This window comes from Paenirhizobium cremeum (genome assembly GCF_047553425.1).
In the GTDB taxonomy this organism is placed as follows: Bacteria; Pseudomonadota; Alphaproteobacteria; order Rhizobiales; family Rhizobiaceae; genus Allorhizobium; species Allorhizobium cremeum.
The window spans coordinates 611,402-636,069 of sequence record NZ_CP180217.1; the positions used below are offsets into that span (position 1 = coordinate 611,402).

General features: G+C 63.4%; 25 protein-coding genes and 1 riboswitch. Of the genes, 11 read left to right on the top strand and 14 right to left on the bottom strand.

What is annotated here, in order from left to right; translation table 11 throughout:
* Positions 1-90: 90 nt before the first annotated feature.
* From ACLBKR_RS02865 to ACLBKR_RS02875, 3 genes are read right to left on the bottom strand one after another with little or no spacing between them, the layout of a single operon-like run.
* Positions 91-486, bottom strand: coding sequence for a LysR family transcriptional regulator (locus tag ACLBKR_RS02865; protein ID WP_113340303.1), 396 nt, complete (start codon positions 484-486; stop codon positions 91-93).
* Positions 483-1,913 carry an FAD-binding oxidoreductase gene (locus tag ACLBKR_RS02870; protein WP_113439330.1) on the bottom strand — a complete coding sequence of 477 codons (1,431 nt, stop codon included), beginning with the start codon at positions 1,911-1,913 and terminating at the stop codon, positions 483-485. The genes ACLBKR_RS02865 and ACLBKR_RS02870 overlap by 4 nt, the downstream gene beginning before the upstream one ends.
* Before the next feature lie 9 nt (positions 1,914-1,922).
* Positions 1,923-2,903, bottom strand: coding sequence for an L-threonylcarbamoyladenylate synthase (locus tag ACLBKR_RS02875; RefSeq protein ID WP_113439331.1), 981 nt, complete (start codon positions 2,901-2,903; stop codon positions 1,923-1,925).
* A 235-nt stretch (positions 2,904-3,138) separates the two neighbouring features.
* On the opposite strand from ACLBKR_RS02875, the gene ACLBKR_RS02880 reads away from it, so the two are divergent.
* Positions 3,139-4,212, top strand: coding sequence for a GGDEF domain-containing protein (locus ACLBKR_RS02880; RefSeq protein ID WP_112829000.1), 1,074 nt, complete (start codon positions 3,139-3,141; stop codon positions 4,210-4,212).
* A 94-nt stretch (positions 4,213-4,306) separates the two neighbouring features.
* On the opposite strand, the gene ACLBKR_RS02885 is transcribed toward ACLBKR_RS02880, so the two are convergent.
* Positions 4,307-4,912, bottom strand: coding sequence for a DUF6656 family protein (locus ACLBKR_RS02885; protein ID WP_113439332.1), 606 nt, complete (start codon positions 4,910-4,912; stop codon positions 4,307-4,309).
* Between the two features lie 308 nt (positions 4,913-5,220).
* Positions 5,221-5,430: riboswitch (cobalamin riboswitch) on the top strand.
* 105 nt (positions 5,431-5,535) lie between these two features.
* Between ACLBKR_RS02885 and ACLBKR_RS02890 the strand changes: the two genes are divergently transcribed.
* The 3 genes from ACLBKR_RS02890 (at position 5,536) to ACLBKR_RS02900 (ending at position 8,633) form a co-directional block, all read left to right on the top strand.
* Positions 5,536-6,780: an aromatic ring-hydroxylating oxygenase subunit alpha gene (locus ACLBKR_RS02890; RefSeq protein WP_113447908.1), complete on the top strand. Its 1,245-nt coding sequence runs from the start codon at positions 5,536-5,538 to the stop codon at positions 6,778-6,780.
* Between the two features lies 1 nt (position 6,781).
* Positions 6,782-7,864, top strand: coding sequence for a 2Fe-2S iron-sulfur cluster-binding protein (locus ACLBKR_RS02895; RefSeq protein ID WP_414900566.1), 1,083 nt, complete (start codon positions 6,782-6,784; stop codon positions 7,862-7,864).
* Positions 7,865-8,195: 331 nt separating this feature from the next.
* Positions 8,196-8,633 (top strand): BA14K family protein, encoded by a 438-nt coding sequence (locus ACLBKR_RS02900; RefSeq protein WP_414900568.1) that lies wholly within the window; start codon positions 8,196-8,198, stop codon positions 8,631-8,633.
* Positions 8,634-8,687: 54 nt separating this feature from the next.
* On the opposite strand, the gene ACLBKR_RS02905 is transcribed toward ACLBKR_RS02900, so the two are convergent.
* The 3 genes from ACLBKR_RS02905 to ACLBKR_RS02915 all read right to left on the bottom strand — a co-directional run bounded on the left by ACLBKR_RS02905 (position 8,688) and on the right by ACLBKR_RS02915 (position 11,970).
* The gene (locus ACLBKR_RS02905; RefSeq protein ID WP_113439333.1) at positions 8,688-9,686 is read right to left on the bottom strand and encodes a transporter; all 999 of its coding nucleotides are present in this window, start codon (positions 9,684-9,686) and stop codon (positions 8,688-8,690) included.
* A gap of 71 nt (positions 9,687-9,757) precedes the next feature.
* Complete coding sequence (locus ACLBKR_RS02910) at positions 9,758-10,840, bottom strand: neurotransmitter-gated ion-channel ligand-binding protein (protein ID WP_414900570.1); 1,083 nt, start codon at positions 10,838-10,840, stop codon at positions 9,758-9,760.
* Positions 10,837-11,970 (bottom strand): cache domain-containing protein, encoded by a 1,134-nt coding sequence (locus tag ACLBKR_RS02915; protein ID WP_414900572.1) that lies wholly within the window; start codon positions 11,968-11,970, stop codon positions 10,837-10,839. Before ACLBKR_RS02915 ends, ACLBKR_RS02910 begins: the two co-directional genes overlap by 4 nt.
* Positions 11,971-12,226: 256 nt before the next feature.
* On the opposite strand from ACLBKR_RS02915, the gene ACLBKR_RS02920 reads away from it, so the two are divergent.
* The 3 genes from ACLBKR_RS02920 (at position 12,227) to ACLBKR_RS02930 (ending at position 15,370) form a co-directional block, all read left to right on the top strand.
* Complete coding sequence (locus ACLBKR_RS02920; protein ID WP_414900574.1) at positions 12,227-14,005, top strand: acyl-CoA dehydrogenase; 1,779 nt, start codon at positions 12,227-12,229, stop codon at positions 14,003-14,005.
* Positions 14,006-14,199: 194 nt separating this feature from the next.
* A complete protein-coding gene (locus ACLBKR_RS02925) occupies positions 14,200-14,961 on the top strand; it encodes a crotonase/enoyl-CoA hydratase family protein (RefSeq protein WP_414900576.1) in 762 nt (253 codons plus the stop codon).
* A 112-nt stretch (positions 14,962-15,073) separates the two neighbouring features.
* The gene (locus tag ACLBKR_RS02930) at positions 15,074-15,370 is read left to right on the top strand and encodes a hypothetical protein (RefSeq protein WP_113486481.1); all 297 of its coding nucleotides are present in this window, start codon (positions 15,074-15,076) and stop codon (positions 15,368-15,370) included.
* A gap of 17 nt (positions 15,371-15,387) precedes the next feature.
* Here ACLBKR_RS02930 and ACLBKR_RS02935 read toward each other — a convergent pair whose 3' ends face one another.
* The gene (locus ACLBKR_RS02935) at positions 15,388-16,641 is read right to left on the bottom strand and encodes a class I SAM-dependent RNA methyltransferase (RefSeq protein ID WP_414900578.1); all 1,254 of its coding nucleotides are present in this window, start codon (positions 16,639-16,641) and stop codon (positions 15,388-15,390) included.
* Positions 16,638-17,402, bottom strand: coding sequence for a TlyA family RNA methyltransferase (locus ACLBKR_RS02940; RefSeq protein ID WP_414900580.1), 765 nt, complete (start codon positions 17,400-17,402; stop codon positions 16,638-16,640). Before ACLBKR_RS02940 ends, ACLBKR_RS02935 begins: the two co-directional genes overlap by 4 nt.
* 310 nt (positions 17,403-17,712) lie before the next feature.
* Here ACLBKR_RS02940 and ACLBKR_RS02945 point away from each other — a divergent pair, with 310 nt between their 5' ends.
* Complete coding sequence (locus tag ACLBKR_RS02945; protein WP_113486483.1) at positions 17,713-18,711, top strand: DUF4424 domain-containing protein; 999 nt, start codon at positions 17,713-17,715, stop codon at positions 18,709-18,711.
* Positions 18,712-19,009: 298 nt separating this feature from the next.
* Entirely contained in the window at positions 19,010-20,935 is a 1,926-nt protein-coding gene (locus ACLBKR_RS02950) for a methyl-accepting chemotaxis protein (protein WP_113437406.1), read from the top strand.
* A gap of 79 nt (positions 20,936-21,014) precedes the next feature.
* On the opposite strand, the gene ACLBKR_RS02955 is transcribed toward ACLBKR_RS02950, so the two are convergent.
* From ACLBKR_RS02955 to ACLBKR_RS02965, 3 genes are all read right to left on the bottom strand, one after another.
* Positions 21,015-21,353, bottom strand: a complete 339-nt coding sequence (locus tag ACLBKR_RS02955) for a hypothetical protein (RefSeq protein WP_112829014.1) — start codon at positions 21,351-21,353, stop codon at positions 21,015-21,017.
* Between the two features lie 125 nt (positions 21,354-21,478).
* The gene (locus tag ACLBKR_RS02960) at positions 21,479-21,760 is read right to left on the bottom strand and encodes an NIPSNAP family protein (RefSeq protein WP_113426190.1); all 282 of its coding nucleotides are present in this window, start codon (positions 21,758-21,760) and stop codon (positions 21,479-21,481) included.
* 11 nt (positions 21,761-21,771) lie between these two features.
* On the bottom strand, positions 21,772-22,074 hold the full coding sequence (locus ACLBKR_RS02965) for a monooxygenase (protein ID WP_414900584.1): 303 nt from the start codon (positions 22,072-22,074) through the stop codon (positions 21,772-21,774).
* A 116-nt stretch (positions 22,075-22,190) separates the two neighbouring features.
* Between ACLBKR_RS02965 and ACLBKR_RS02970 the strand changes: the two genes are divergently transcribed.
* On the top strand, positions 22,191-23,108 hold the full coding sequence (locus ACLBKR_RS02970) for a LysR family transcriptional regulator (RefSeq protein ID WP_113466839.1): 918 nt from the start codon (positions 22,191-22,193) through the stop codon (positions 23,106-23,108).
* A 66-nt stretch (positions 23,109-23,174) separates the two neighbouring features.
* Here ACLBKR_RS02970 and ACLBKR_RS02975 read toward each other — a convergent pair whose 3' ends face one another.
* Complete coding sequence (locus tag ACLBKR_RS02975) at positions 23,175-23,777, bottom strand: superoxide dismutase (RefSeq protein WP_113426187.1); 603 nt, start codon at positions 23,775-23,777, stop codon at positions 23,175-23,177.
* Between the two features lie 197 nt (positions 23,778-23,974).
* On the opposite strand from ACLBKR_RS02975, the gene ACLBKR_RS02980 reads away from it, so the two are divergent.
* Positions 23,975-24,304, top strand: coding sequence for a hypothetical protein (locus ACLBKR_RS02980; protein WP_113466840.1), 330 nt, complete (start codon positions 23,975-23,977; stop codon positions 24,302-24,304).
* 21 nt (positions 24,305-24,325) lie between these two features.
* Here ACLBKR_RS02980 and ACLBKR_RS02985 read toward each other — a convergent pair whose 3' ends face one another.
* Positions 24,326-24,667, bottom strand: a complete 342-nt coding sequence (locus tag ACLBKR_RS02985) for a YkgJ family cysteine cluster protein (RefSeq protein ID WP_113426185.1) — start codon at positions 24,665-24,667, stop codon at positions 24,326-24,328.
* Position 24,668: the final 1 nt, after the last annotated feature.

The window sequence follows — 24,668 nt, forward strand, 5'->3', positions numbered from 1 at the left end:
CTATCCGGTCTCCCCCCTTGTGGGGGAGATGGCCGGCAGGCCAGAGGGGGTAATCACAAGCTCGTAGCTTGTCGTTCAGTTCCCAAAGGATCAATCCTGGTGCGCATCCTTCGCAGCACCGCCCGCGGGCTGGAAATCGGGCTCCATCCTTTCCTCGAGCCACGAAAGATCGTCGGTAAGAAGCTTGCGGCTTTCCGCCTCCATCTTCCGGCAACGCTCGAGCAGGCTTTCCCCGAACGGCGTCAATCCTGCGCCGCCGCCACTTTTCCCCCCGTGGCGGGTGAAGATCGACGGCTCCTTGAACATGCGGTTGATTTCGTCGGCGAGCAGCCAAGCCCGGCGGTAGGACATGCCCATGGTCGCGCCCGCCGCCCGGATCGAGCCGTGTTCGGCGATGCCGGCAAGCAGCGATATCTTGCCGGGACCGAGGCGGACGCCGTTCGGCAGGTCGAGCCTCAGTGTCAGCCTGATCTTGTCTCCGTTCATTCCGTCGTGACCACCTTGCCCGGGTTCATGATGCCGGCCGGATCGAAGGCCCGCTTGATGCGTCTCATCAGCTCCGTCTCGATTGCGGGGCGGATTGCCGCCAGTTCGTCACGCTTCAATTGGCCGACACCATGTTCCGCCGAGATCGAGCCGCCATGGGCGTGCACCACGGCATGCACGATGGCATTCATCTCCCGCCAGCGGGCAATGAACTCTGCCTTGTCGGCGCCGACCGGCTGGCTGATGTTGTAATGGATGTTTCCGTCGCCAAGATGGCCGAAGGAGACGATGCGGGCGTCCGGCATGCGGGCGAGCACGGCGGCATCCGCATCCGCAAGGAAGCGCGGCACGCTCGAAACGGGCACCGAGACGTCGTGCTTGATGGAGCCGCCTTCGGGCTTCTGCGCCTCCGACATGCTTTCCCTCAAGTGCCAGAAGGCGTTCTGCTGGGCGAGCGACGCGGCGACGGCCGCATCCTTGACCAGCCCGGTGTCATGGGTCTCCTCCAGCAGGCTGGCGATCATCCTTTCCGCAGTTTCGGCGGAATCCGATGTCGAGATGTCGATCAGCGCATACCACGGGTGGGCCGAGGGCAGGGGATCGCGAACGCCGGCAATATGCTTCGTGGTGAAGTCGATACCGATGCGCGGCATGATCTCGAAACCGGTCAGCGCGCTGCCGCAGAGTGTCGAGGCGCGTTCGAAAAGCGTAAGCGCGTCTTCCGGCGAGGTGAGTCCGACGAAGGCCACCTGCCGGCCGCGGGGCCGTGGAAAGAGCTTCAGCACCGCGCCGGTGATGATGCCGAGCGTGCCTTCCGCGCCGATGAAGAGGTCGCGCAGGTCGTAGCCGCTGTTGTCCTTCTTCAGCCGTCTCAGCCCGTCCCAGATCTCGCCGGTCGGCAACACCACTTCCAGCCCGAGGCAGAGCTGGCGGATGTTGCCATAGGCGAGCACGGCGGTGCCGCCCGCATTGGTCGAGAGATTGCCGCCGATGCGGCAGGAGCCTTCCGAGCCGAGCGACAGCGGAAACAGGCGGTCGTGCGCCTCCGCCGCCTTCTGGATATCGGCGAGGATCGCGCCGCCATCGGCCACGATAACCTCGCCGGCGGTGTCGATTTCGCGGATGCGGTTCATGCGTTCCAGCGACAGCACGACGTCGGCAGAACCGTCGCGCGGCACCTGTCCGCCCACATGGCCGGTGCGTCCGCCGGCCGGCACGATGGGTGTGCCTGTCCGGCTGGCGAGAGCCATGATGGCGGAAACCTCCTGCGTCGAGCCGGGCTTCAGCACCAGCGGCGAGGAGCCGTGATAGAGCCCGCGGCTTTCGACGAGATAGGGGGCGATATCGGCGGGCGCGGTCAGCGCGTTTGCCTCTCCGACAATCGTCACGAAGGACTGCAAGGTTTCGGACAGGGGGCTGCCGTTCACATCGTTCTCCTATGCGCTGCGGGGGGCTGCAGCGCGTTTCAGTCGGTCGTTGATCGCTTCGCCCAGTCCCTGCATCGGGATCGGTGTGATGGCAATGCCGGAGGGCTGGGCCTCGTCGGCCTGTTTGATATAGCCGAAGAGGTTTGCCGCAGCTTCGGCAAGATCGCCGCGCGGGCTGAGGTTCAGCACGATCGCAGCGTCTTTCTCGCCGGACACCGGCGTGTCGCCGAAGCGGATCAGTGCCTCGCCCGGCGAGACGGATCGCGCGTCGAGGCGGACGTGGGCGTTCGGCGCGTAATGGGAGGCGAGCATTCCCGGCGCCTCGATGGCCGCCGTGCCGGCGGGTTTCGGCCGTTCGACGGCAAGACCGGTTGCCTCTTCGATCGCCTCAGCGGCGATCCCGCCCGGCCTCAGCAGCCGTATGCGGCCGTCCTCCACCTTGACGATGGTGGATTCCACGCCGACAGGGCAGGGGCCGCCATCCACGATGAGTTCGATCCTGCCGCCGAGATCGGCCTCCACATGCTCCGCCGTGGTCGGGCTGATCTTGCCGGAGGAATTGGCGCTGGGGGCGGCGAGCGGCTTGCCGAAGGCGCGGATCAGGTCGCCGGCAAAGCCCTTCGGCACTCTTATGCCGACGGTGTCGAGCCCGGCGGTTGCCAGCGGATGGATCGCGCTTCCGGCTTTCAGCGGAACGACCAGCGTCAGCGGCCCCGGCCAGAAGCGGTTCGCCAGCGCGCGCGAGAGCGGATCGAAGGTCGCATAACGTTCCGCCATCGCCAGATCCGCCATGTGGCAGATCAGCGGGTTGAAGCGCGGCCGCCCTTTCGTTTCGTAAATGCCGGTGATCGCTGCCGGATCGGTGGCGTCGGCCGCAAGCCCGTAGACGGTCTCGGTCGGCAGCGCCACGGGCTTGGCCTGCGAAAGAATATCGATCGCCGCGCCGATTGCGCCTTGCCTGTCTCTGTCGATCGGGATCAGCCGAGCCATTTTTCCACGCCTTCCTGCCATGTGTCACGCCGTCCATAGCGCGTCTTGCCGGGCGGGATCAAATGCTGATTTCACAAGGGCTGTCAGGGGTTTTCCACAGATTGCGACATGCATTCGGGATCGCGGTCGACCGATATCTAAAACTTTATCCACCGATGTAACCGAAAGAAAGAAATGTTGCGCCTATAGTCCCGTTCGTTCGATCCTCACGCCTCTTCCCGTCGGAAAAAGAACCATGCAGCCAGTCAAGAATCCCGCCTCAAGCATTGCTCTTCGCGTTGCCACCGCCATGCATCAGATGGGAATTGACGGACTGCCGAGAAATTACGAACTGGTCTACGAGGCCTATGCGGGCAGCAATCCGGAACTGGTGCGCGATTTCATCGCGCTCGGCAAGGTGAAGACGCAGGAAGCCCTCGATGCGCTCGGCCGCAAATACCTGCCCCACCACCATGAGGACGGCCTTCTTGCCCGGCAGAACGGCCAGGTTCGCGCCGAGATGAGCAATTTCATCAATCTGCTGAACGAGGAGAAGGTCTCGCTCAGCGATTACGGCCGCCTCATCGGCGATGCTTCCAAGGTCATCCAGACGGTCGGGGAGGTGGATCACGCGGAACTCGGCCAGTCGATCAAGGCGCTGAAGGTCGCGACCGAAAAACGCGCCCACCAGAACAGCAATGTCGTTCGCGCCGTCGTCGACAAGACAGTGGCGCTGGCCGACATGCAACGGGAAGCCGAGGATGCCGAGGCCGCCAAGTTCGTCGATCCGCTGACCGGGCTTTCGAGCCGCCGCGCCTTCAACAAGGCCGTTGCCAAGGTTTACGCCAATCCGGAAATGCCGGTGCTGTGCGGCATCGCCATCGGCGAGATCGACGATTTCGCCCGCCTTTCCGAACAGATGGGGCCGGCCGTCGCCGACCGCTTCTTGAAGCAGGTGGCGAAGGTCATGAAGGCCGTGGCCGGCGACGGCGATCTCGCCTGCCGCTTCGATGCCGGCCGTTTCGGCATGCTGCTCTATACGTCCGATCAGGAAGAGGTGAGCCGCATCGTCGATCTCGTCCGTTCCAAGCTGAAGGCGACGGCGGTCGTCAATTCCGGCAATGGCCGCGCGCTCGGCCAGGTTCTGATGTCCTTCGGCATCTGCCTGTCGGCACAGGCGCCGAACGCCTTCGATTTTACCAGCTTCGCCGAAAAGGCGCTTGCCTCCTCCCGCGCCGCGGGCGGCAATACGGTCACCATCTACGGTTCGAGCGACTATGTGCCGAAGGACTGGCTGATCTACAAGAAGGCCCCGGTCGGGGGCTTCTGAGAGCGGCGGCTTCCGTCGCCGCCATACCATCATCCTTTCAGGAACGGCGAAACGGCCAGGAAAATGCGATTGGCTTCCGCTCGGGCGAGGGGACTCAGAGCCTTGCGATGATCTTGCGAAGGTCCGCGTCGCGAGCGCCGAGCATCAGCACGTTCTTCAGCGCTTCCTTCGGATCGTGGGTGCGAAACAGCAGGCCGTTCTCGCGGATCGAGCGGTCGATTGCCATGGATTTGGTCGACTGGTCCGGCTGGATCGCCACGGCGAAATACATGCGGGAATAATTCGTCCGGATCTGCTCGAAGAACTGCTCGCCTTCGCCCATCTCGGCAAAGAAGTTTGCGATGTAGAAAGCCCACTTCACGTCGGCGTATTTGGCGAAATTCGTCCGCGCCGCCGTGACGTGACAATAGCCGAGATGCGGGCTGTTCTCGAGCGTTTTGTGGAAGATCAGCTTCGGGAACTGGATCGAGCGGTGAAAGCCGTTGATCCGGCTGTGGGTGGCCTCGCCGGCGGCCTCGAGCCGGCGACCGGTGCGTTCGGCCACTTCCTCATAGGTCAGATACCGCTTTTCCTCCGGCAGCCAGTCTTCCCGTCGGCGCAGGATGCGGCCGGTGCGCAGAAACTCCGTATGCACCGCGCGTGAGGTCACTGGCGGCTTCGGGCCGGTCTTCGGGGCGGCGTAGTATCTCAGCTTCTGCATGGGCGTGGCTCGATCAGGAGGGGCGACCGGGATGATTCTAGAACGGGAGTGATTAACGACAATTTGTCGCAATTCTCCCTTTCGACGGTTTCGCGAGGCTTGCCATGCCGATAATGAGCCTGATGTCGCGGATCTCTCTTGTCATTTTGCGCCATCGTTTGCCCGGTTTTTCGGCAGTGGTTTTTATAATGCTATGAAAACATGCGATTTTCCCGGATGTATTCTTGAGGGTCGTCAATTGCGGGCATGTCGCAAACACTTGATGCGGTGTCGTTTCGCAATGCAGCGGGGCCTACGCAATTGTGATTAGATAATTTCAAGCTCAAGGTGCCGCCCGGCTAGGGAGGGCGGGAAATTGGGAAGCCGGTCGAAATCCGGCGCTGCCCCCGCAACGGTGGTGGAGAACAAGCGAAGGGCAAAAAGCCACTGGGAAAGTCTTCCTGGGAAGGCGCCCCACGCGGTCCGGCTTGCCGGACGTCTCCAGAGCCCGGAAACCAGCCTTGAGAGAAGTGATTGAAGGTCGCGGCGGGCGGCCCGAGACAGGTCCGGTCGGCTTCTTCCCGAAAGCCGCTCCCGTGCGTGTGCTCGTCCCTCGCCATTGCTGTTACGAAACGAGGACGACGATGGATTTGCAGAGCACGGTATTGCGCCAATTGAAGAACCGCCGCGAGGGCTTCAGCCTCGAGCAGCCATTCTATATCGACCAGGATTACTTCAAGCTCGACATGGAGACCATCTGGTATCGCGACTGGCTGTTCATCGGCCATGACTGCGAAATCCCGAAGGCCGGCAATTACTTCACCGTCCAGATCGGCGACTACCCGGTCGTTGTCGTGCGCGGCAAGGACGGCGTGATCCGCGCCTTCCACAACACTTGCCGCCATCGCGGGCACCGCGTCTGCACCAAGGAAAGCGGAGCTTCCGCCAAGCTCGTCTGTCCCTACCACCAGTGGACCTACGACCTCGACGGTTCGCTGGTCTTCGCCCGCCAGATGGGCGAGGATTTCGACAAGGCGCAGTTCGGTATGAAGCACGTCGCCTGCGAAAGCGTCGCCGGCTACATCTTCGTCTGCCTTTCCGAGGAGCCGTCCGATTTCGCCCCCGTCCGCGCGACGATCGAACCCTATATGAAGCCTCATCGCCTGTGGGAGGCCAAGGTCGCCCACAAGAACACGATCATCGAGAAGGGCAACTGGAAGCTCGTCTGGGAAAACAACCGCGAGTGCTACCACTGCGCCGGCAACCATCCGGAACTCTGCCGCACCTATCCGGAAGCGCCGACCGCGACCGGCGTCCAGGGTGCCAAGGACGATCCTTTCATCGCTGAGCACTGGGCCCGCTGCGAGGCCGCCGGCCTGCCGAGCGAGTTCACCATGGACCCGTCCGGCCAGTTCCGTGTCGCCCGCATGCCGCTGATCCAGGATGCCGAAAGCTACACCATGGACGGCAAGCGAGCCGTCAAGCGGCCGCTGTCGGACGACGTTCCGATTTCCCATATCGGCACCATGCTGCTGTTCCACTATCCGACCACCTGGAACCACCTGCTGGGCGATCACGCGATCTCCTTCCGTGTGCTGCCGATCTCGGCCGAGGAAACCGCCGTCACCACCACCTGGCTCGTCCACAAGGATGCGGTCGAAGGCGTCGACTACAAAATCGAGGACCTGACCCACGTCTGGAACATGACCAACGATCAGGACCGCGCCATCGTGGAAGAGAACGCCTTCGGCATCCGTTCTCCGGCCTATGAGCCGGGTCCGTATTCCGCCGACCACGAGGGCGGCGTCATGCAGTTCGTCGAATGGTATGCGAACTTCATGATAAACCGTCTGCAGGGCGACAAGGCTCGCCTGTCCGCGGTCGCCTGAGATGACAGTTGCCGTGACCTATCGCCATGTCGACGAGATGCGCCCCTGGTCGGACAGGGAGCATCGCCTTGAATGCGTGGCCGTGACGCCTGAAGCGCCAGACGTGATGACCTTCACGTTCCGGCCGGACCGGTCCGGTCACTGGTTCCGCTATCTGCCCGGCCAGTTCGTAACGCTGGAAATCCCGGTCGGCCCGGAGCCGGTAATGCGGACCTACACGCTGTCGTCGAGCCCTTCGCGGCCTTACACGGTCGCCGTGACCGTGAAGGCCCAGAAGGATTCGATCGGCACCCGCTGGATGTTCGACAATCTGAAGCCCGGAATGAAGCTGAAGGCGATCGGTCCGCTCGGCGATTTTTCCTATGCGAAGCATCCAGGCAGGAAATACCTCTTCGTCTCCGCCGGGTCCGGCATCACGCCGATGATGTCGATGACCCGCGACATGGGCGACCGTGCGCCGGACAGCGACATCGTGTTCCTCAACTGTGCCCGCTCGCCGGACGACATCATCTTCCGCTGGGAACTGGAGGCCAAGGCGCGCGAGATGCCGCACCTGACGCTCGGCTTCATCGTCGAGCAGATCACCCGCGGCCAGCTCTGGTCCGGTCTCAAGGGGCGCATCGACAAGGCGAAGATCGCGCTTCTCGCCCCCGACTTCCTCGAGCGCACCGTGTTCTGCTGCGGTCCGGAGCCGTTCATGGCGACGGTTCGCGAAGCCTTGTCGGGCGCGGGCTTCGACATGAAGAACTATTACGAGGAAGCCTTCCAGCCGGTCGCGCCGGAACCGCCGGTCGTGGTTGCCGATCATTCCGACGGGGCCGCCCCGACCAAGGTGTCCTTCGCAATGTCGGGCAAGGAAGGTCTCTGCGAACCGGGTCATACCGTTCTGCAGGCCGCGCGGGCGGCGGGCGTGCGCATCGGTGCGGCTTGCGAATCCGGCCTCTGCGGTACCTGCAAGGTGATGAAGCTCGCCGGCGAGGTCGAGATGAACCACAATGGCGGCATTCTCGATGACGAGATCGAAGAGGGTTACATCCTCGCCTGCTGCTCGCGTCCGAAGGGCGACATCGAAATCGAGGCTTGAGACGGCCGGCTTGCCGAACCGGACAGGTATCCGTGAGGGCGGTGGAGCGATCTGCCGCCCTTTTCCGTCAAGGTCGTTTAGGGCGGGTAATGGAACAATTCTGAGTAATTTGCGTTGTCCGGTGTCTGAAGCGAAGTTCGGGGCTGGGCTTCATCATGTTTTTCTACTGACAGTGACAGGCCGCAAGTTCCCTACAGCTTTCTGATGTTAATAGTGGGTTCAGGATGCGCCGGCTAGCTTGCCTTCATGTCTTGGCGATACCGTGATCTGGTCACCCGTCGTTCAAGGCTCGCCTTGTGCATTCTGTCACAGCAGGGAATGGAGAACTGACATGACAAACATGATGAAGCGCTGGGTGGCGATCGCCCTCGCCTCGGTTGTTTCGCTGACGAGCTTCGTGCCGACGCAGGCGATGCCGATCACGCCGCCGATCAAGACTCAGTCCGATGTCACGGTTGTTGACCATTACTACGGTCACTATCGCCGTCCGCCGCCGCGTTATTACCACGGCCATCGCGGCTATCGCGACTACCGTCCGGGCTACCGCCGCCACAATGATGGATGGTGGTATCCGCTTGCCGCCTTCGGCGCCGGTGTCGTCATCGGCGGGGCGATAGCTGCGCCGCCCGCCGCGCCGCGGCGTGCAACGGGCATCAACCCGCGGCACTATGAATGGTGCTATGCCCGGTATCGTTCCTACGATTCCTACAGCAACACCTTCCAGCCGAACTACGGCCCGCGCCGCCAATGCCTGTCGCCTTATTATTGAGGTCGGACATTTCGTTCGAACCTTCGATGCCCGGCCTCGGCCGGGCATTTTGTTTCAGAGGATGCCGGCCCGCCTGAGGATCAGCCATGCGGCGAGGATCGAGGCGACGATGAAACCGACGGCCCAGAGCGTGCCGCCGATCCCCTCGGCAAATGGCAGAGAGGACGTGTTCATCCCGAAAAAGCCTGTCACCAGCGATGGCGGCAGCAGAAAGGCCGTCATCAGCGACAGGATGTAGAGATGGCGGTTCGTTTCCGAGGAAAGTTTGGAATCGATTTCCTCGTGCAGCAACCGCGCCCTTTCCTGCAGCGCGTAAACATCGTTGTCTGCCGCCTCCAGCCGGTTTACCAGCCGTTCCGCCACATCCTCGAAGCCGGACGGCAGTTCATCGTCGTCGGTCGCCGCGGCCCGGCGCATCAGCGCCAGCACGGTGCGCAGATGCCTGTGCAGCCTGACCACGACGCGCCGGACCGGGGCAAGCCGCCGGCGCTCGTCGCGCAATTCGCTGTCATAGACGAAATCCTCGATGGCGTTCAGTTCGTCCGTCAGTTCCAGCACCATGGAAATGATGCCCCGCTGGAACTCCACCACCAGGGCCTCGAACACCTGGATGGGCTGGCGGAACTTCGCGGCGTTCTTCTCGATTGCGGCCCTCACCGGATCGATCGACCGGATCGGCTGTAGTCGTGTGGTGATGATGAAGGCGTCGGAAAGGGCAAAATGCAGCCAGCCGATATCGCGGGTCGTTGAGTCGAACTCCCGCTGGAAATCGACCAGCGTGCCGTAGAATGCCTGCTCGTCGACAGTCAGCGCTGCATGGGTCTCATGGGTGGTCAGCGCCGCGCGCGCCTGTTCCGTCAGACCGGGGAAGTTTTCGAGAAAGGCGGTGCAGCGGGCGTCCGCGAGATTGAGGTGCAGCCACACGAAGCAGCCCTCGCCGACATCGATGGCGTGCGGGTCGGTTTCGGGTGAAAAGCGCTCCGCCCGGCCGGATGCGGCATCGATGACATAGCCCCAGACCAGGCCGGGAATTTTCGTGGCGAGAGGATGCATCGGTCTGCTCCGGAAACGGCCCGCCAGCGCTTCTATGCCCGCTTTGTGACAGTTCGATTACAGTCTTTCTGTCACAGAAGCGATCGCAGCACGGAGCAGATGCAGACCAGCAGGAAGCTGAGCGGGATGGAGAAGCGGATGTTGGCCCTGATGGTGGCTTCCAGATGCGGATATCGCCGGCGGCCGGGAAAATTGGCGTCGGTCAGCAGCATGGAAACGAGGAGCACCGCCACGAGATAGAAGTAACCGAGCGACACCATGAAGGCGACAGGCGAATTCATCGAGATCGCGCCGGGGAAGCTCGATTCGTAGGTGAAACCGAGGGCGGCAAGTGCCAGAAGCGCCGAATAGGTCATCGGCGCCTCGTCGCCCCGCAACCGCGCCGGCGCCCACAGCAGGAAGAGCGACACCGACAGCACGGCGGCGAATGGAACGAAGATCGGCAAGACGTAGTGTTCCCATCTGCGCTCGATCTGCGTCGATGCCTTGATCCGCACGAAGGGCTTGGCGTTCCAGCCATAGAAGCGCTCCATCACGAATTGCAGCGACTGGGCCGTCCAGCTATTGGCCGAAAGCTCGGATGCGACCGAGGCCAGTTCCCGGTCTATGTCGTTCATCACGAAGATCACCTCGTCGGCCGAGTGCCGCGGCGTGACGAGCGAAAGCGTCAGCGTCTGCCGGTCGAACGGAAAGGTCGTCATGTCGACCTCGACCCGGAAATCGGCGTCGATCCGCCGGATGCGGGTCACGGTGCCGTCCGCCCGCATCGTCAGGGCGAGCGAGCCGGACCTGGGTTCGCCGATGCGGTTTTCGATCTCGGTTGCCGGCGTCCAGATGGCGGCGAGCTTGGCCTCGGCCTCTGCGCCCACATAATCGAAGCGGGCAAAGCCGGTCGCCTTGGGATCGAAGGCCTGGGTCGGGTCCTTCCAGCGTTCGGTGGTCTCGATCGTCATCGAGGCCTCGCCCGAGGTCTCGTTGAACTTGGAGATGTCGAGCACCCGCATCGAAAAATGGACGGCAAGCGGCAGGTGTATGCCTTGCGGCAGTTGCGGCGTTTCTTGCGCCGTCTCCGGTCCCGCCATTGCCGCTCCCGCCAAGGCAAGCCAGAACCAGGCGGCCGCAACGAGGAGGAGGCGCGGAAGGGGCGGCCTCACGCCACACCCCCGTCATGGGACTTGATCTCTCCTTCGGCCTTGCCCGCCGCAAGGTTGTCGATGGCGGCCTTCAGGCGCTGAAGATCACCTTGCCCGCTGCCGTCGGGGGCTGGACCGCTTCCGTTACCGGAGGCAACCGCCTCCGCATGGTCGGCGAGGTCGCCGAGCGGGCGAATCAGCATGGCGCGCAATGCGACGGTCAGGATCGAATAGGCGAGAATGCCGCCGACGGCGGCAACGATCGCCGCCAGGGCGATCGCCCGCCGGAAGCCGCTCTCGATGCCGGAAAAATCGCGAACGATGAAGATCGTCCCGATCATCCGGCCGGAATAATCGAGCAATGGCTGCGCAAAGGTTCCGTATCGACGTCCGTCGAGTTCCACCATGGCCGCAACCGGTTCGCGGGAAAGCCCGATGGCGCGATGGTCGTAGAGCTTCTGGAAAAGAGCGGTGTCCGTCGCCGATTCGATGGCAAGCCCGGCGCCGTCGGACTTCACCGCGCTGTCTTTCGGAGCGATGCCGGTCATGGCGGGGCTGAGGAAGAGAGCGTAGTCGGCCCCCGATGCAGACTTCGCAATCTCCAGCAGCGTCTTCAGGTCGACGCCGACTTCCACGGTCCCGACCAGCGTCTCGCCGTCGAGCATTGGCGCTACGGCGCGCAGGCTGAGGCCGGCAAGGCCGACCTCCAATCCCTTCTGCAGGATGCGGCTGCGGTTGGCCGCAAGGATCATCGGGCGGATGGCGGAGAGATCCTGTCCGAAGTTCTTCGGGTCCTGCACGCGCAGGAAGCTCTTGATGTCGGCTGTGTGGAAATGCAGCATGTTGACGCCGGCTTCGTTCGCCAGCGCGTCGTAGGACGGCTTCAGGAGCGCGGTCAGTCCCTCCCTGTCGCCTTTCGTCATCAGGTCGAGGACCAGCGGGTCCCTGGCGATGCGATCGGCATGGGTTGCCGACAGGCTCGCGGATTGCGCCATAGAGGAAGTGAGCAGCAGGGCGGTCGCCTGCATTTCGTCGCTCTTGGCGGTTTCCAGTTGCTGGCGGGTGCCGTCGACGACGAGATAGCCGCCAAGCCCGAGAATGGTGGCGAGCAGGATCGTCGTCACGAGTGCGAGAGATCGGTCGAGCGTCATGAAGGTCCGTCTGGGATAGCTGTTATGCCAATGAGGTACGGCAATCCGGGTGGCGCTGTATCGCCCAAGTTTGGGCCCATCGTCGTTGCGGCGGCCTCGTTTTCGGCATTGGCGGTTACCGGTCCCCGAAGCGGGAGCGCAGCAAAAAGATTTGACGTTTACGTAAAAATAAATTAGCCAAAAGACCAGTTGCGGGATCCTTTCCGGGAGTGGAGAAAAGGTCCCATGGCCAACGGCGAAGCAGGAGGACGCTTGCATGTACAAGGCACCGGTAGAGGAAATCGCTTTCACGCTGAAGCACGTGGCGGGCATGGCCGACGCCCTGGAGGAAGGGCAGTTCGGCGACCTCAGCGATGATCTCGTCGATGCCATCCTCGATGAAGCCGGACGCTTCGCCAGCGACGAGGTCGCGCCGCTTGCCGAAATCGGCGACAGGCAGGGTGCGCGCCTCGTGGACGGCAAGGTCGAGGTGCCGGACGGCTGGGCGGATCTTTACCGTCACTGGGCGGAGGGCGGCTGGAATTCGCTCGTCGCTTCGCCGACCTATGGGGGGCAGGGGCTGCCGCACATGCTGAACGTCGCGGCCCTCGAAATGTGGAATTCCGGCTCCATGGCCTTTGCGCTCGGTCCGACGCTGACCATGGGCGCTGTCGAGGCCCTGACCGCCCACGGCAGTTCGGAACTCAAGGAAAAATACCTGCACAAGATGGTCTCGGGCGAATGGACCGGCACCATGAACCTGACCGAACCCCATGCCGGGTCGGACCTCGGCGTGATGAAGACCCGCGCCGAACGCCGCGACGATGGCACCTACCGCATTTTCGGCCAGAAGATCTTCATCACCTGGGGCGAACACGAAATTACCGGCAACATCATTCATCTGGTTCTCGCCCGCCTGCCGGATGCGCCGGCCGGAACGCGCGGCATCTCGCTCTTCCTCGTGCCGAAATTCCTCGTCAACGACGACGGTTCGCTGGGCGCGCGCAACGATCTCCATTGCCATTCGCTGGAACACAAGCTCGGCATCCACGGCTCGCCCACCTGCACGATGATTTATGGCGACGGAAAGTTCGGCGATGAGCCGGGTGCGATCGGCTATCTGGTCAGCGAGGAGAACAAGGGCCTCGCCTGCATGTTCACCATGATGAACAATGCCCGCCTCGCCGTCGGCATGCAGGGCGTGGCGATCTGCGAAGCGGCCACCCAGAAGGCGGTGGCCTATGCGAAGGAGCGGACGCAGGGCAAGGCGCCCGGCTGGAGCGGTTCTGCGATGAGCCCGATCGTCGAGCATCCCGACGTCGCCCGCATGCTGTTGACGATGAAGGCGTTGACGCAAGGGGCGCGCGCCATCTGCTACACCTGCGCCCACGCAACCGACATGGCGCACCACTCCAATGGCGGCAAGGCGGCCCATTGGCAGGAACGCGCGGCCCTGCTCACCCCGATTGCCAAATCCTTCGCCACCGATGCCGGCGTCGATGTCGCGTCCCTCGGCATCCAGGTGCATGGCGGCATGGGCTTCATCGAGGAAACGGGCGCGGCCCGCTATCTGCGCGACGCCCGCATCGCGCCGATCTACGAGGGCACCAACGGCATTCAGGCGGTTGACCTCGTCACCCGCAAGCTGCCGCTGTCGAACGGCGATCATGTCAGGGGCTTCATCACGGAACTCAGGGATATCGTGTCCTCCGTTCGCGGCCTGAACCGCGATGGCTTCGGCGCCACCGCCGACCGCCTGGAAGCGAGCCTTGCCGATCTCGATGAGGCGACCGAATGGCTGCTCGCCCGGCTTGCCGAGGGCAACACCGTCGCAGCCCTTGCAGGCGCCACCCCTTACCAGCGCCTGTTCGGCCTGGCGCTGACCGGCGCCTATCTCGCCAAGGGTGCTCTCGCCGATGCCGACGCCGGCGGTTTCGAACGTATGGCGCTCTGCCGCTTCGCTGCCGAAAACCTGATTGCCGAAACGGCGGCGCTAAAGGATCGCGTCATCAACGGCGAGGCGAGCCTGACGGCGGCGCGTGCGCTGCTCGGTTAAGAACCGTTCGAAGGAACGCGGGTGAGGCATTCTGCCCTCGTCCCGACCCTTTCCCGCAAGCCGGAGAGCGGGCCGGAAAGTCACGGCCGCAACTCCTTCCCCGCCTGGGGAGAGAAGGTGCCGGCAGGCTGGTGAGGGGCATTTTGGATTTGGTGCCTTCAACGAGGCCACAAAAGAAACCGAGGAAAAACCTGATGACCGACCATATTCTGATCGAACGTCCCGAGGCCTGTCCCGGCGTTCTGGTGATCCGCTTAAACCGGCCGGAAAAGAAGAATGCCATCACCAAGGCGATGTACCAGAAGATGACGGCAGGTCTTCTCGAGGGCGAGACCGATCCGGCGATCCGCGCCTTCGCGCTGCTCGGAACCGAAGGCTGCTTTTCCGCCGGCAACGATATGGCCGATTTCCTCGCCTATGCCATCTCCGGAACCGTCGATCAGCCGGCGGCCTTCGAGGTGCTGAAGGCGATCTGGAGCGTGTCGAAACCCATCGTCTCCGGCGTCGACGGTCTCGCAATCGGCATCGGCACGACCATCCACATGCATTGCGATATGACGATCGCCTCTGACCGCAGCCTGTTCAGGACGCCCTTCGTCGATCTCGCTCTCGTGCCGGAAGCAGGCTCAAGCCTGCTTGCACCGCGCATGATGGGCCATCAGCGGGCTTTTGCCCTGCTTGCTGCAGGTGAAGCTTTCTCCGCCACCGAGGCGAAGGATGCGGGCCTGATCTGGAAGATCGTCGCTCCCGAGGCTGTCGAGGCCGAGACCCTGAAGCTTGCCGCTTCGCTCGCCGCCAGGCCGCCGGAGGCCATGCGCATCACCCGCGACCTTTTGCGCGGCGACCGCGGCGAACTGCTTGCCCGCATGGAAGAGGAACTCACCCATTTCATCGAACGCCTGAAGAGCGCCGAGGCCATGGCCTCCTTCGAGACCTTCATGAAGGGGCGCGGATAACGCCAGACGGATAACGCGCCGACATGGGTGGCGAGACCATAATCTCGCCTCTTGGTGTTTCTTTAATCACTGTCGGTCTCTTATCGCCGGAGGAAAACGGAGGAGCCGAAGGGTGAAGATATCAGCAGCAGGCCTCGCCCTCGCATGGATCGTGACTGCCGCCGCCGCGCTTCAACCGCTGACGGCAGCCGTGGCTTTCGCCCAGAGCGGCGGCACTATCGTCAACAGCCAGTCCAATCGCCAGAGGCCGCAGCCCGGCATGCGGCCGCAGCGCTATTACTGCGTGATCGATCCGCCGGCGAGCGCGAAATCCGACGGACAATACACCTGTCCGGCCCAGCCGGGCCGCGTCGGCGGCCGCTGCCGCTGCGCCAATGTCACCGGCTCGGGAACGCTTTATACCTACTGAAGCGCCGGAGCCGGAAGCTACGGCCTGCTGAGGGTTGCCACCACTTCGACATGCGGAGACCAGAGGAACTGGTCGATCGGCGTGATCGCGTCGATGCGGTAACCGCCGGCCGTCAGCAGCGAGAGGTCGCGGGCGAGCGACAGCGGATTGCAGCTCACCGCCACGATCTTCCTGACGGCGGACCGCGCCAGTTCCTTGCATTGGGCTTCGGCACCGGCGCGCGGCGGATCGAACACCACGGCGTCGAAGGTCTTGAGTTCCGATGTCATCAGCGGCCGGCGGAAGAGGTCGCGTTTTTCGATCTTGACCGGCTTCAGCCCCTGGGTGTTGCGCGCCGCGTGATCCAGTGCCTTCAGCGCCTTCTCCTCGCTCTCGGCGGCATGCACCTGCGCGGTGCGGGCGAGCCGGAGCGCAAACGTGCCGATGCCGGCGAAGAGATCGGCGACGCGCTTGGCCTTGCCGACATGCTGAAGCGTCAGCCGCGCCATGGCTTCCTCGGCGGCGACGGTCGCCTGCGTGAAAGCGCCGGGTGGCGGAAAGACCATGACGCCCGAGAAATCGAGAACCGGCTTCTGCGGCTCGATTACCACTTCGCCATTGAACGAGACGCGGGCGATACCGCGCATCGCAAGCACGGTTTCCGTGACGGTGCGGCGTTCTTTGTCTGCAAGCACCTTTACGCCGTCCAGCGCGATGTCGAGGCCGGAAAGCGTCTCGATCACCGTCATCCGGAAGGGATCGGCGTTGGTCGTCGCGGCCCAGCCGATTTTCTTCAATGCGTCCAGCCTCGACAGGATGCCCGCCGAGGCGATGGGACATTCCGTGATGGCGACGATGTGATGGCTTTCTGCCTGGTTGAAGCCGATCAGCAGTTCCTTCTCGGTCCGCCGCGCCGCGAAGACGACGCGCCGGCGCTGGCCGGGCTCGGCCTCGATGATCTCGCCGACCGGTGTTTCGATGCCCTTCGCGTTCAGTGCTGAAATCACCAGCGAGCGCTTGAAGGCGTTATAGGCGGGTTTCGCCATGTGTTGCAGCGAGCAGCCGCCGCAACTGCCGCCCGCCCCGTCGGGGCCGAAGTGCCGGCAGGCCGGCGTGATCCGATCGGGGGAGGTCTCGGCATAGGAGATGATCGTGCCCTGGTTCTTGACGCGCGCGACGGCGAGCTTTTCGCCGGGCAGCGAGAAGGGAACGTAGACCGGCCCTCCGGCGCCGTGGGCGATGCCGTCGCCCTGGGCGCCCAGGCTGTCGATGGTAAGGGTTTCCGTGCTCATTCCTCGTCCTCCGGCTTCCGGCCCGCCAGCAGGAATTCCACATTGCCGTCGCCGCCGGCGATTGGCGAGGGGATGAGGCCGAGGCTCTCCCAGCCCATGTCTTCGGTGAGCCAGCGTTCCAGTTCGGCGGCAACCTGCGGCGCGGTTTCGGGTTCCTTCAGCAGGCCTGCCTTGCTGATCGCATCGCGGCCCGCCTCGAATTGCGGCTTGACGAGCAGCAGGCAGCGGCTGCTCGGTTCGGCCAGATCGAGCGCGGGTGCGAGCGCCAGCTTCAGCGAGATGAAAGAGACGTCCGAGACGATGAAGTCGATGGCGCGGTCGCCGATGTCTTCGGCTTCGAGATAGCGGGCGTTCAGCCCTTCGATATTGGTGACGCGCTCGTCGCTTGCGAGGCGGGGATGGAACTGCCCGTGGCCGACGTCGATGGACGTGACGTGTGCCGCTCCCCGCTTCAGCAGAACCTCCGTGAAGCCGCCCGTGGAGGCGCCGACATCGAGACAATCGCAGCCGGCCGGATCTAGCTTGAAATGGTCGAGGCCGGCGACAAGCTTCAGCGCCGCGCGCGAAACGTAATCCTGTGCCGGATCGTCGATGGTGAAGGTGTGGTCGGCGGAGAAGACGAGGCTCGGCTTGGTAACGACCTTGCCGTCGACCTTGACGGTGCCGCGCTGGATCGCGTCGCGCGCCCGCGAGCGGCTGGCGAAGAGGTCGAGGGCGACCAGAAGCTGGTCGAGGCGCTGGGGTTCGGGCTGTGATGACATTGCCTGTCAATGGCTGCACGGACGCCCGAGCGCAAGTGCTTTGTTGGAATTCGTCCCTCCGATCCGCTCTGCCGCCGTCAGGAAGGCGAATGAAGAACGCGGATCGGTCCGCTCCCAGCCTTGCGGAACGGTCCTCGTCATTGGTGACGACATGATGCCATCCCGAACGCATGATCGCCCGCTTCGGGCAGATGATGGAGGCGAGACGTATTTTCAGGCGTCTCCTGTGATCCTACCCGATTGACGTTCCGGGCGTTGCCCCGCTAACTCCTCGCGGAGCATAATGCGGCCTTAGCGAGGGAGAGGGACGATGAAACCGGTTCTGTTGGCGGCGGTGGCCGTCATGTCGGCCATGCCGGCGCTTGCCAATGACACCATGGCCGAACTCAGGACCGGCGGTCTCGTCTACGTCCAGACGAGCGAGGTCGAGATGGTCTCGGAGGAGCTTTTCATCTCGCCGGACCGGGTCGACGTCGACTACGTGTTCCACAACGGAACCGATAGGGATATCGTCTCCTATATCGCCTTTCCCATGCCGGATATCGTCGCCGAGCCGGACGTCAACATTGCCATCTCCGATCTGGAGAAGGACAATTTCCTCGGTTTTTCCGTCACGCAGGACGGAGTGCCGATCACGCCCGAACTGCAGCAGAGGGTCTATGCCACCGGCATCGACATGACCGATGAGTTGAAGGCGCAGGGCGTGCCGCTTCTCCCCTTCAGCGAGGCCACCGCCGCGGCTCTCGAAAAGCTTCCGGAAGACGTGCTGGCCGACTGGCTGGCGCGCGGCCTCGTCTATGACGATGCCTACGACGCCGGCAACGGCTGGGAGCATCATCCGGCACCGCTCTGGACCCTGAAATCCGCCTATTGGTGGAAAACGACCTTTCCCGCCGGAAAGGAGGTGACGGTGCACCATTCCTACAAGCCGAGCGTCGGCGGCACGGTAGCCATGACCTTCATCGAGGACGGCCAGCCGAGCGACTATGCCTACGAGACCTACAAGACCCGCTATTGCCTCGACGACGACTTCATGCGCACGGCCGCGAAACTCGAAAAGGCGGCCAAGGACGGCAAGGGTCCCTCCTACACGGAGAACTGGATCTCCTACGTGCTGAAAACCGGTGCCAACTGGGGCGGCTCGATCGGGAGCTTCAAACTGACGATCGACAAGGGCAAGCCTACGAACTTCGTGAGCTTCTGCGGAGAGGGCGTGAAAAAGACCGGCCCCACGACCTTCGAAATGAAGGCCGAGGATTTCTTTCCCGAGCGCGACCTCGACATCCTGCTGCTCGTCGCGGGGGAGTAATGCTCGGGGGCCGATTATTGCGGTGACTGAGCCGCCCGCGTGATCGCTGTAAAATTTGTCTATGGTCTATAACGAAAAAATAAGGGCAACCTGCCTATCTTCGACCGATTGCCTGAAAGCCGCAGTTTCTGGCGCGCCATGATGGACTGCGCCGCGGCCTCGTCGGGAATATCCATGGCTCGCTCGCTGGCGGATCATCGGTATTCCCGATTGAAAGCGCAATCATGCCCGATGCGGCGGCAGCGCTCAGTTCATTGCAACTGTTCTCGCTGATCGCCAGGCGAAAGAGACTGATTGCATGTCCCTGAAGAACCTTTCACTCAACAAGAAGCTGATCCTTACCTTTCTCGGCATCATGGCCAGCTGCTTCATCGCGACGGCCATCGTTTTCGTCGAAGCCTATCGCGCCAAGCTCGCGGCGCAGGAGCAGGGGGAATCCGAACACATCCTCGCGCTGTCCGACATGGCGCTCGAATCCATGCTGGAACAGGCCGTCAACCTGCGCGGCTATCTGCTGTTTCGCAGCGAAGACACCTATAACGGCGTCCTCGCCCATCGCGAGAAGATGCTGACCTACATCGCGGAAGCGAAGCAGGCGGCCGCCGATATGCCTTCGATTGTCGCCTCGCTGGACGCGATGAAGTCCGCGGCCGACATCTTCCACAAAGAGCTTTCCGAGCCGCAGCTTGCCGCCGCCAAGGATAAGGCCAAGCCGGTTTCCGAGATCGTCGAGATCGGCAAAAGCACGTCCATGGGACAGCTCGACGCCTTCCGTGCGGAAGCCGCGAAGATCAAGGCCCTGGTCGGCGAACTTTCCGCCAGCAACCACAAGGCCATGGAAAGCGCCCATTTCAATCTCGAACTCGCATTGATCGTCGGTGGCGGCATCGCGGGCTTCGTCGCCGTCTTCCTCATCTGGCAGCTTTCACGCGCCATCGTCCTGCCGATCGTCGGCATGACGGCCGCCATGACCCGCCTTGCCAACGGCGAGCACGACATCGATGTTCCGGCTCTCGACCGAGGCGATGAAGTGGGCAGCATGGCCAAGGCCGTCGTCGTTTTCAAGGATGCCGCCGTCGAGAAGCTGCGCCTGTCGGGCGAGACCGAGGCGATGCGGCTTCGGGCGGAAGAGGAGCGCCGCCAGGCCGAGGCCGAAAAGGCCCGCGAGGCCGGGGAGATTTCCTTCGCCATGGACCAGCTCGCCACGGGCCTTTCCGCGCTGGCGGACGGCAACGTCGCCTATCGCATCGATACGGCCTTCGCCGCCCGCCTCGATGCCCTGCGGCTGAATTTCAATGCCTCGCTTGAAAAGCTTCAGGCAGCGCTTCGCTCCGTCGGCAACAACGCCGCGGCGATCAATGCCGGCGCCGCCGAAATCCGCGCCTCGGCCGACGACCTTGCCAAGCGCACCGAACAGCAGGCGGCTTCCGTCGAGGAAACCGCGGCGGCGCTCGAACAGGTCACGACGACGGTCAAGGATACGGCAAGGCGCGCCGAGGATGTCGGCGCCCTGGTTGCCCGTACCCGCGCCGGCGCGGAGCGCTCGGGCGAGGTGGTCGGCAATGCCGTCGCAGCCATGACCGAGATCGAGAAATCGTCCGGCGAGATCGGCAAGATCATCAGCGTGATCGAGGATATCGCCTTCCAGACCAACCTTCTGGCGCTCAACGCCGGCGTCGAGGCCGCCCGTGCCGGCGAAGCCGGCAAGGGCTTTGCGGTCGTCGCCCAGGAAGTCCGCGAGCTTGCGCAGCGCTCCGCCAATGCCGCAAAGGAAATCAAGGCGCTGATTTCCACCTCCACCGCTCAGGTCGGCAACGGCGTGGCGCTGGTCGATGAAACCGGTGCCGAACTGAAAAAGATCGTCCATGCGGTGCTGGAAATCAGCGATCATGTGGCGGCTATCGTGACCGCCAGCCGCGAACAGTCGACTGGCCTCCAGGAGATCAACACCGCCGTCAACTCGATGGACCAGGGCACCCAGCAGAATGCCGCCATGGTCGAGCAGCAGACGGCGGCCAGCCATTCGCTGGCGACGGAAGCCGCCTCGCTCAACGCCTTGCTGGCCCAGTTCCAGCTCGGCAACGAGCGCCAGGCTTCGGCACCGCGTGCGGCCGGCCGCGATGCGCAGCCGGCGGCCTCGCCGGCCAGAGCGCTCGCTGGCCGCATTTCCAGTGCTTTCGGCGGAGGAGCCGCGGCGGCCAAACAGGAATGGTCGGAGTTCTGACCCTTCTGCGGAGTGACAAGGAAAAGCCCGGCGCGATGCCGGGCTTTTTTATGCGCGCTGCGCGGATCTGCGGGGAGCCTTAGCGCCAGTTCCAGTGGCTGTTGTTGCGCGAAGGCTGGCTGGCATTCGCCAGGAAATAGCCGACGAGGCCCCCGATCACGCCAACGGCGAGCAGGGCGGTCGATGTCGCGGCCGGATGTTCGCGCACGACAGAGGCCATGGTTCCTGCCTCGTCACGGGCATAGGTCGCCACGTCCTGTGCCTTGCGGGACGCGCCGTTGAGCGCGCTGGCCGTACGGCCGCGCACCTCGCCGGAAACCCGTTCGCCTTCCTCGGCCAGCAGATCCTTGAAATGCATGACCTGGGCCTGCAGGCTGCGCAGTTCGTTCATGATGTCGCCGTTATGGGTCGAAGCCATGGTCGATGTCCTTTCTGTCTCGTTGAAACCCTTCGACGGGACAAACGCAGGGAAGACGGGAAGGTTCCGGTCTCGACGCACCGGCCGGGCGAGCGTTGAGGGTTAAAACGTCCCTCCGCAATGGGTCAGGCCGGAAATTCCGCGACACGGCCGAGCGCCGTAAACACTGGTGGAGCAAGCGTGCCGCCGGAAGCCATGGTGTCGGGAACCGCGGGATCCGCTCGGAAGGCGGCGAAGGCGGCTTCGCTCGGCCAGTCGATCAGCACGAGGACGCGACCGGGCTCTGCGGCGAATATGCTGGCCGCCCTACTGCCGTGCTTGCTCCGTATCTCGGCGCCGGCGGTCGCGAAGACGGCGACGAACCGGGCGAGATCCTCGATACGGACGTCTGCAAGGGTGGTGTACATGGCAACTTTCCTCAGAGCGGCGCGCGGGTGATCGCCGACAACTCGGCATTGACGCTGAACGAGCGGGAGACGATGCCTGTGACGCCGAAGCTCTCCAGCCGTGCTTTATGCCTGGCCGCATAGCGCGCGGCGTTGGTCTCGTCGGCAAACAGGTAGATGCCGCCGGCGCGGTGCTCGACCTCGTTTTCGGTCCAGATCTTCCATATCAGTCCGTTTTCGGCAGCGATGTCCTCAGCCAGCCCTGAAAGAGCTTCCGTCATCCGTGCGCCCCAGGGGCCATCGAAGGGAAAATCGAATTGCAGCAACGTCGTCATTCCGGCGATCCTCGGCAAGATTGGTGGAGTGGCGCGATTGTATTGGCGGGCGCGCTGCGGCAGAAGCGCGCATCGGGTAAATTGACCCGTCACTGCGGGTAAACGATGGAGGGGGTATGGACACGCTGGAAAGCATGCAGGTCTTCGTGCGGGTGGTGGAACTTGGCAGCTTCGCGGCGGCGGCCAGAAACCTCGATCTCTCGCCCGCTATGGTCAGCAAGCATATCGGCCATCTGGAAAGGCGCACGGGAGCAAGGCTGCTTAACCGCACCACGCGACAGGTGCGTGCCACCGAGGTTGGCGCCACCTATTTCGACCAGTGCACCACCATCCTACGCAATATCGATGCCGCCGAGGCCGAGGCGGGTGCCGCCACGCGCTCGCCGCGCGGCACGCTCAGGATCACGGCGCCGACGGAATTCGGCAATCTGCATCTGCCGGCGATCATGGCGGCCTTCCTCGAGCGCCATCCCGAGATCGATCTCGTCCTCGATCTCACCAACCGTAGCGTCGATATCGTTCAGGAGGGGTATGATCTGGCGATCCGTGTCGCGCGACATCTGGACACCAGCCTCGTCGGCCGGCGCATCGCCGTCTCCCGTTTCCATGTCGTCGCAAGTCCGGGCTATCTCGCAAGGGCAGGGCACCCGCAAAGGCCGGCGGAACTGGCCTGCCGACCCTGCGTCACCTTCGCCGTTCCGCAACCCTGGACCACATGGACCTTTGCTCATGGCGGGGTGTCCGAACAGGTGAAAATCACCCCGCGCATGCTCTCAACCAGCGCCGAGGCGCTGCTTCAGGCCACTTGCGCCGGCGTCGGCATCGGGCTCCTGCCAACCTTCGTCTGCGGCAAGGCGCTGTCGCGCGGCGAACTGGTTTCCCTCTTTCCGGATTGCGAATGCGGCATGCTCGGCGTCTACATCCTGTTTCCCCACCGCAATCTGCTGCCGGCGCGCGTGCGCATCTTCATCGACTTTCTGGTGGAGAGCCTGGGAGGTGGGGCCGACGAGGACCCATGGGATTTCACGTCCTGAATGAAAAAACACCCGGCACGTCGCGGTACCGGGTGTCTTTCAATGCCGATGAAACGGCGGCGAGGATTACTTCGCGGCGGCTTCGTAGAGTTCGAGAACGTAGTCCCAGTTGATAAGGCTGTCGACGAAGGCTTCGAGATACTTCGGACGGGCATTGCGGTAGTCGATGTAGTAGGAGTGTTCCCACACGTCGACGCCGAGGATCGGGGTAGCGCCGTGAACCAGCGGGTTCTCGCCGTTCGGGGTCTTGGAAATGGCGAGCTTGCCGTCCTTGACGGAAACCCAGGCCCAGCCGGAGCCGAACTGCGTGGTGCCGGCGGCAATGAAATCGGCCTTGAACTTGTCGTAGCCGCCGAGATCGCTGTCAATGGCGGCCTGCAGCTTGCCCGGAAGCTTGTTGCCGCCGCCGTCCTTCTTCATCCACTTCCAGAAATGGACGTGGTTGTAGTGCTGGGCGGCGTTGTTGAAGAGGCCCTGGTTGGTGCCGAACGACTTCTTGACGACTTCCTCGAGCGACAGATCGGCGAGGCCGGCTTCGGCAGCCAGCTTGTTGCCGTTGTCGACATAGGCCTTGTGATGCTTGTCGTGGTGATATTCCAGCGTCTCTGCCGACATGAACGGCGCAAGCGAATCGTAGGCGTAGGGAAGTTCGGGCAATTCGAAAGCCATGGTAAAATCTCCTTTTGGCAACAGATTGCGAATTCGGCGGGTGACGGGAACATAGGAGCGGAACCTCCGGGAGGCAACCTGCCAACGGTCAAAATTGTTCCATTCCGGAGAAAGAATTCACTCCCGCAGGGCCACTTCACGCAGCGTTCATTCCAGACCGGTAAAAACAGCCGAAACAGACCCTTGAGGAGCTTTCGATGCGTCGTTTCCTGCCTGCCGCGCTGGCGTTTTTTACCCTTGCCGTTCCCGCTTTCGCCTCGTCCGACGGCGCGTGGGAAGAGTTCGCCGCCGACGTGAAGGAGAAATGCCTTGCCGCCGCGAAACCGGTGATCGAAAAGGCCGCGATCGCCGTCGATCCCTTCGGCTCCGAACGCTTCGGTCTCGCCATTCTCAGCGGCACGGCCAGGGGTGCGGCCGCCAGCGTCAGCTATGTCTGCGTCTACGACAAGCGGGCGAAGACCGTCGAACTTGGCAGCGAGCTGACGGCGGATACGGTCGCCGTGACCATTCCCGAGGAGGCGAACTGAGCCGTCCGCGGGCTCGGGCAGTCAGCTGAAGTAGCGTTCCGGGTCCGGCAGGCCCGCAAGGCTGAAGCCGAATTCGGCGCGCGCGATCTTGCATTCCTCGTCGCCCGGCATGCAGGTACGGCAGACATGCGGGCGCGCGGCATAGACCGAACAGCCGACATGCTTGCCGATCTCGCCGGTGAGCGCCGCGCAGCGGCCGTTCTCGAACTTCATGCCGCTTTCGTCCTTGGCGATCAGCGCTTCGGGAATGGCGGCGATTTCCTCGTCGCTTTCCAGCGAGAAGCGCGGCCACTCCGCCGAATAGGCGCAGCAGGCGCCGCAGGACTGGCAGTCGAAGATTTCCGGAGGCGATGTTTCCAGCATC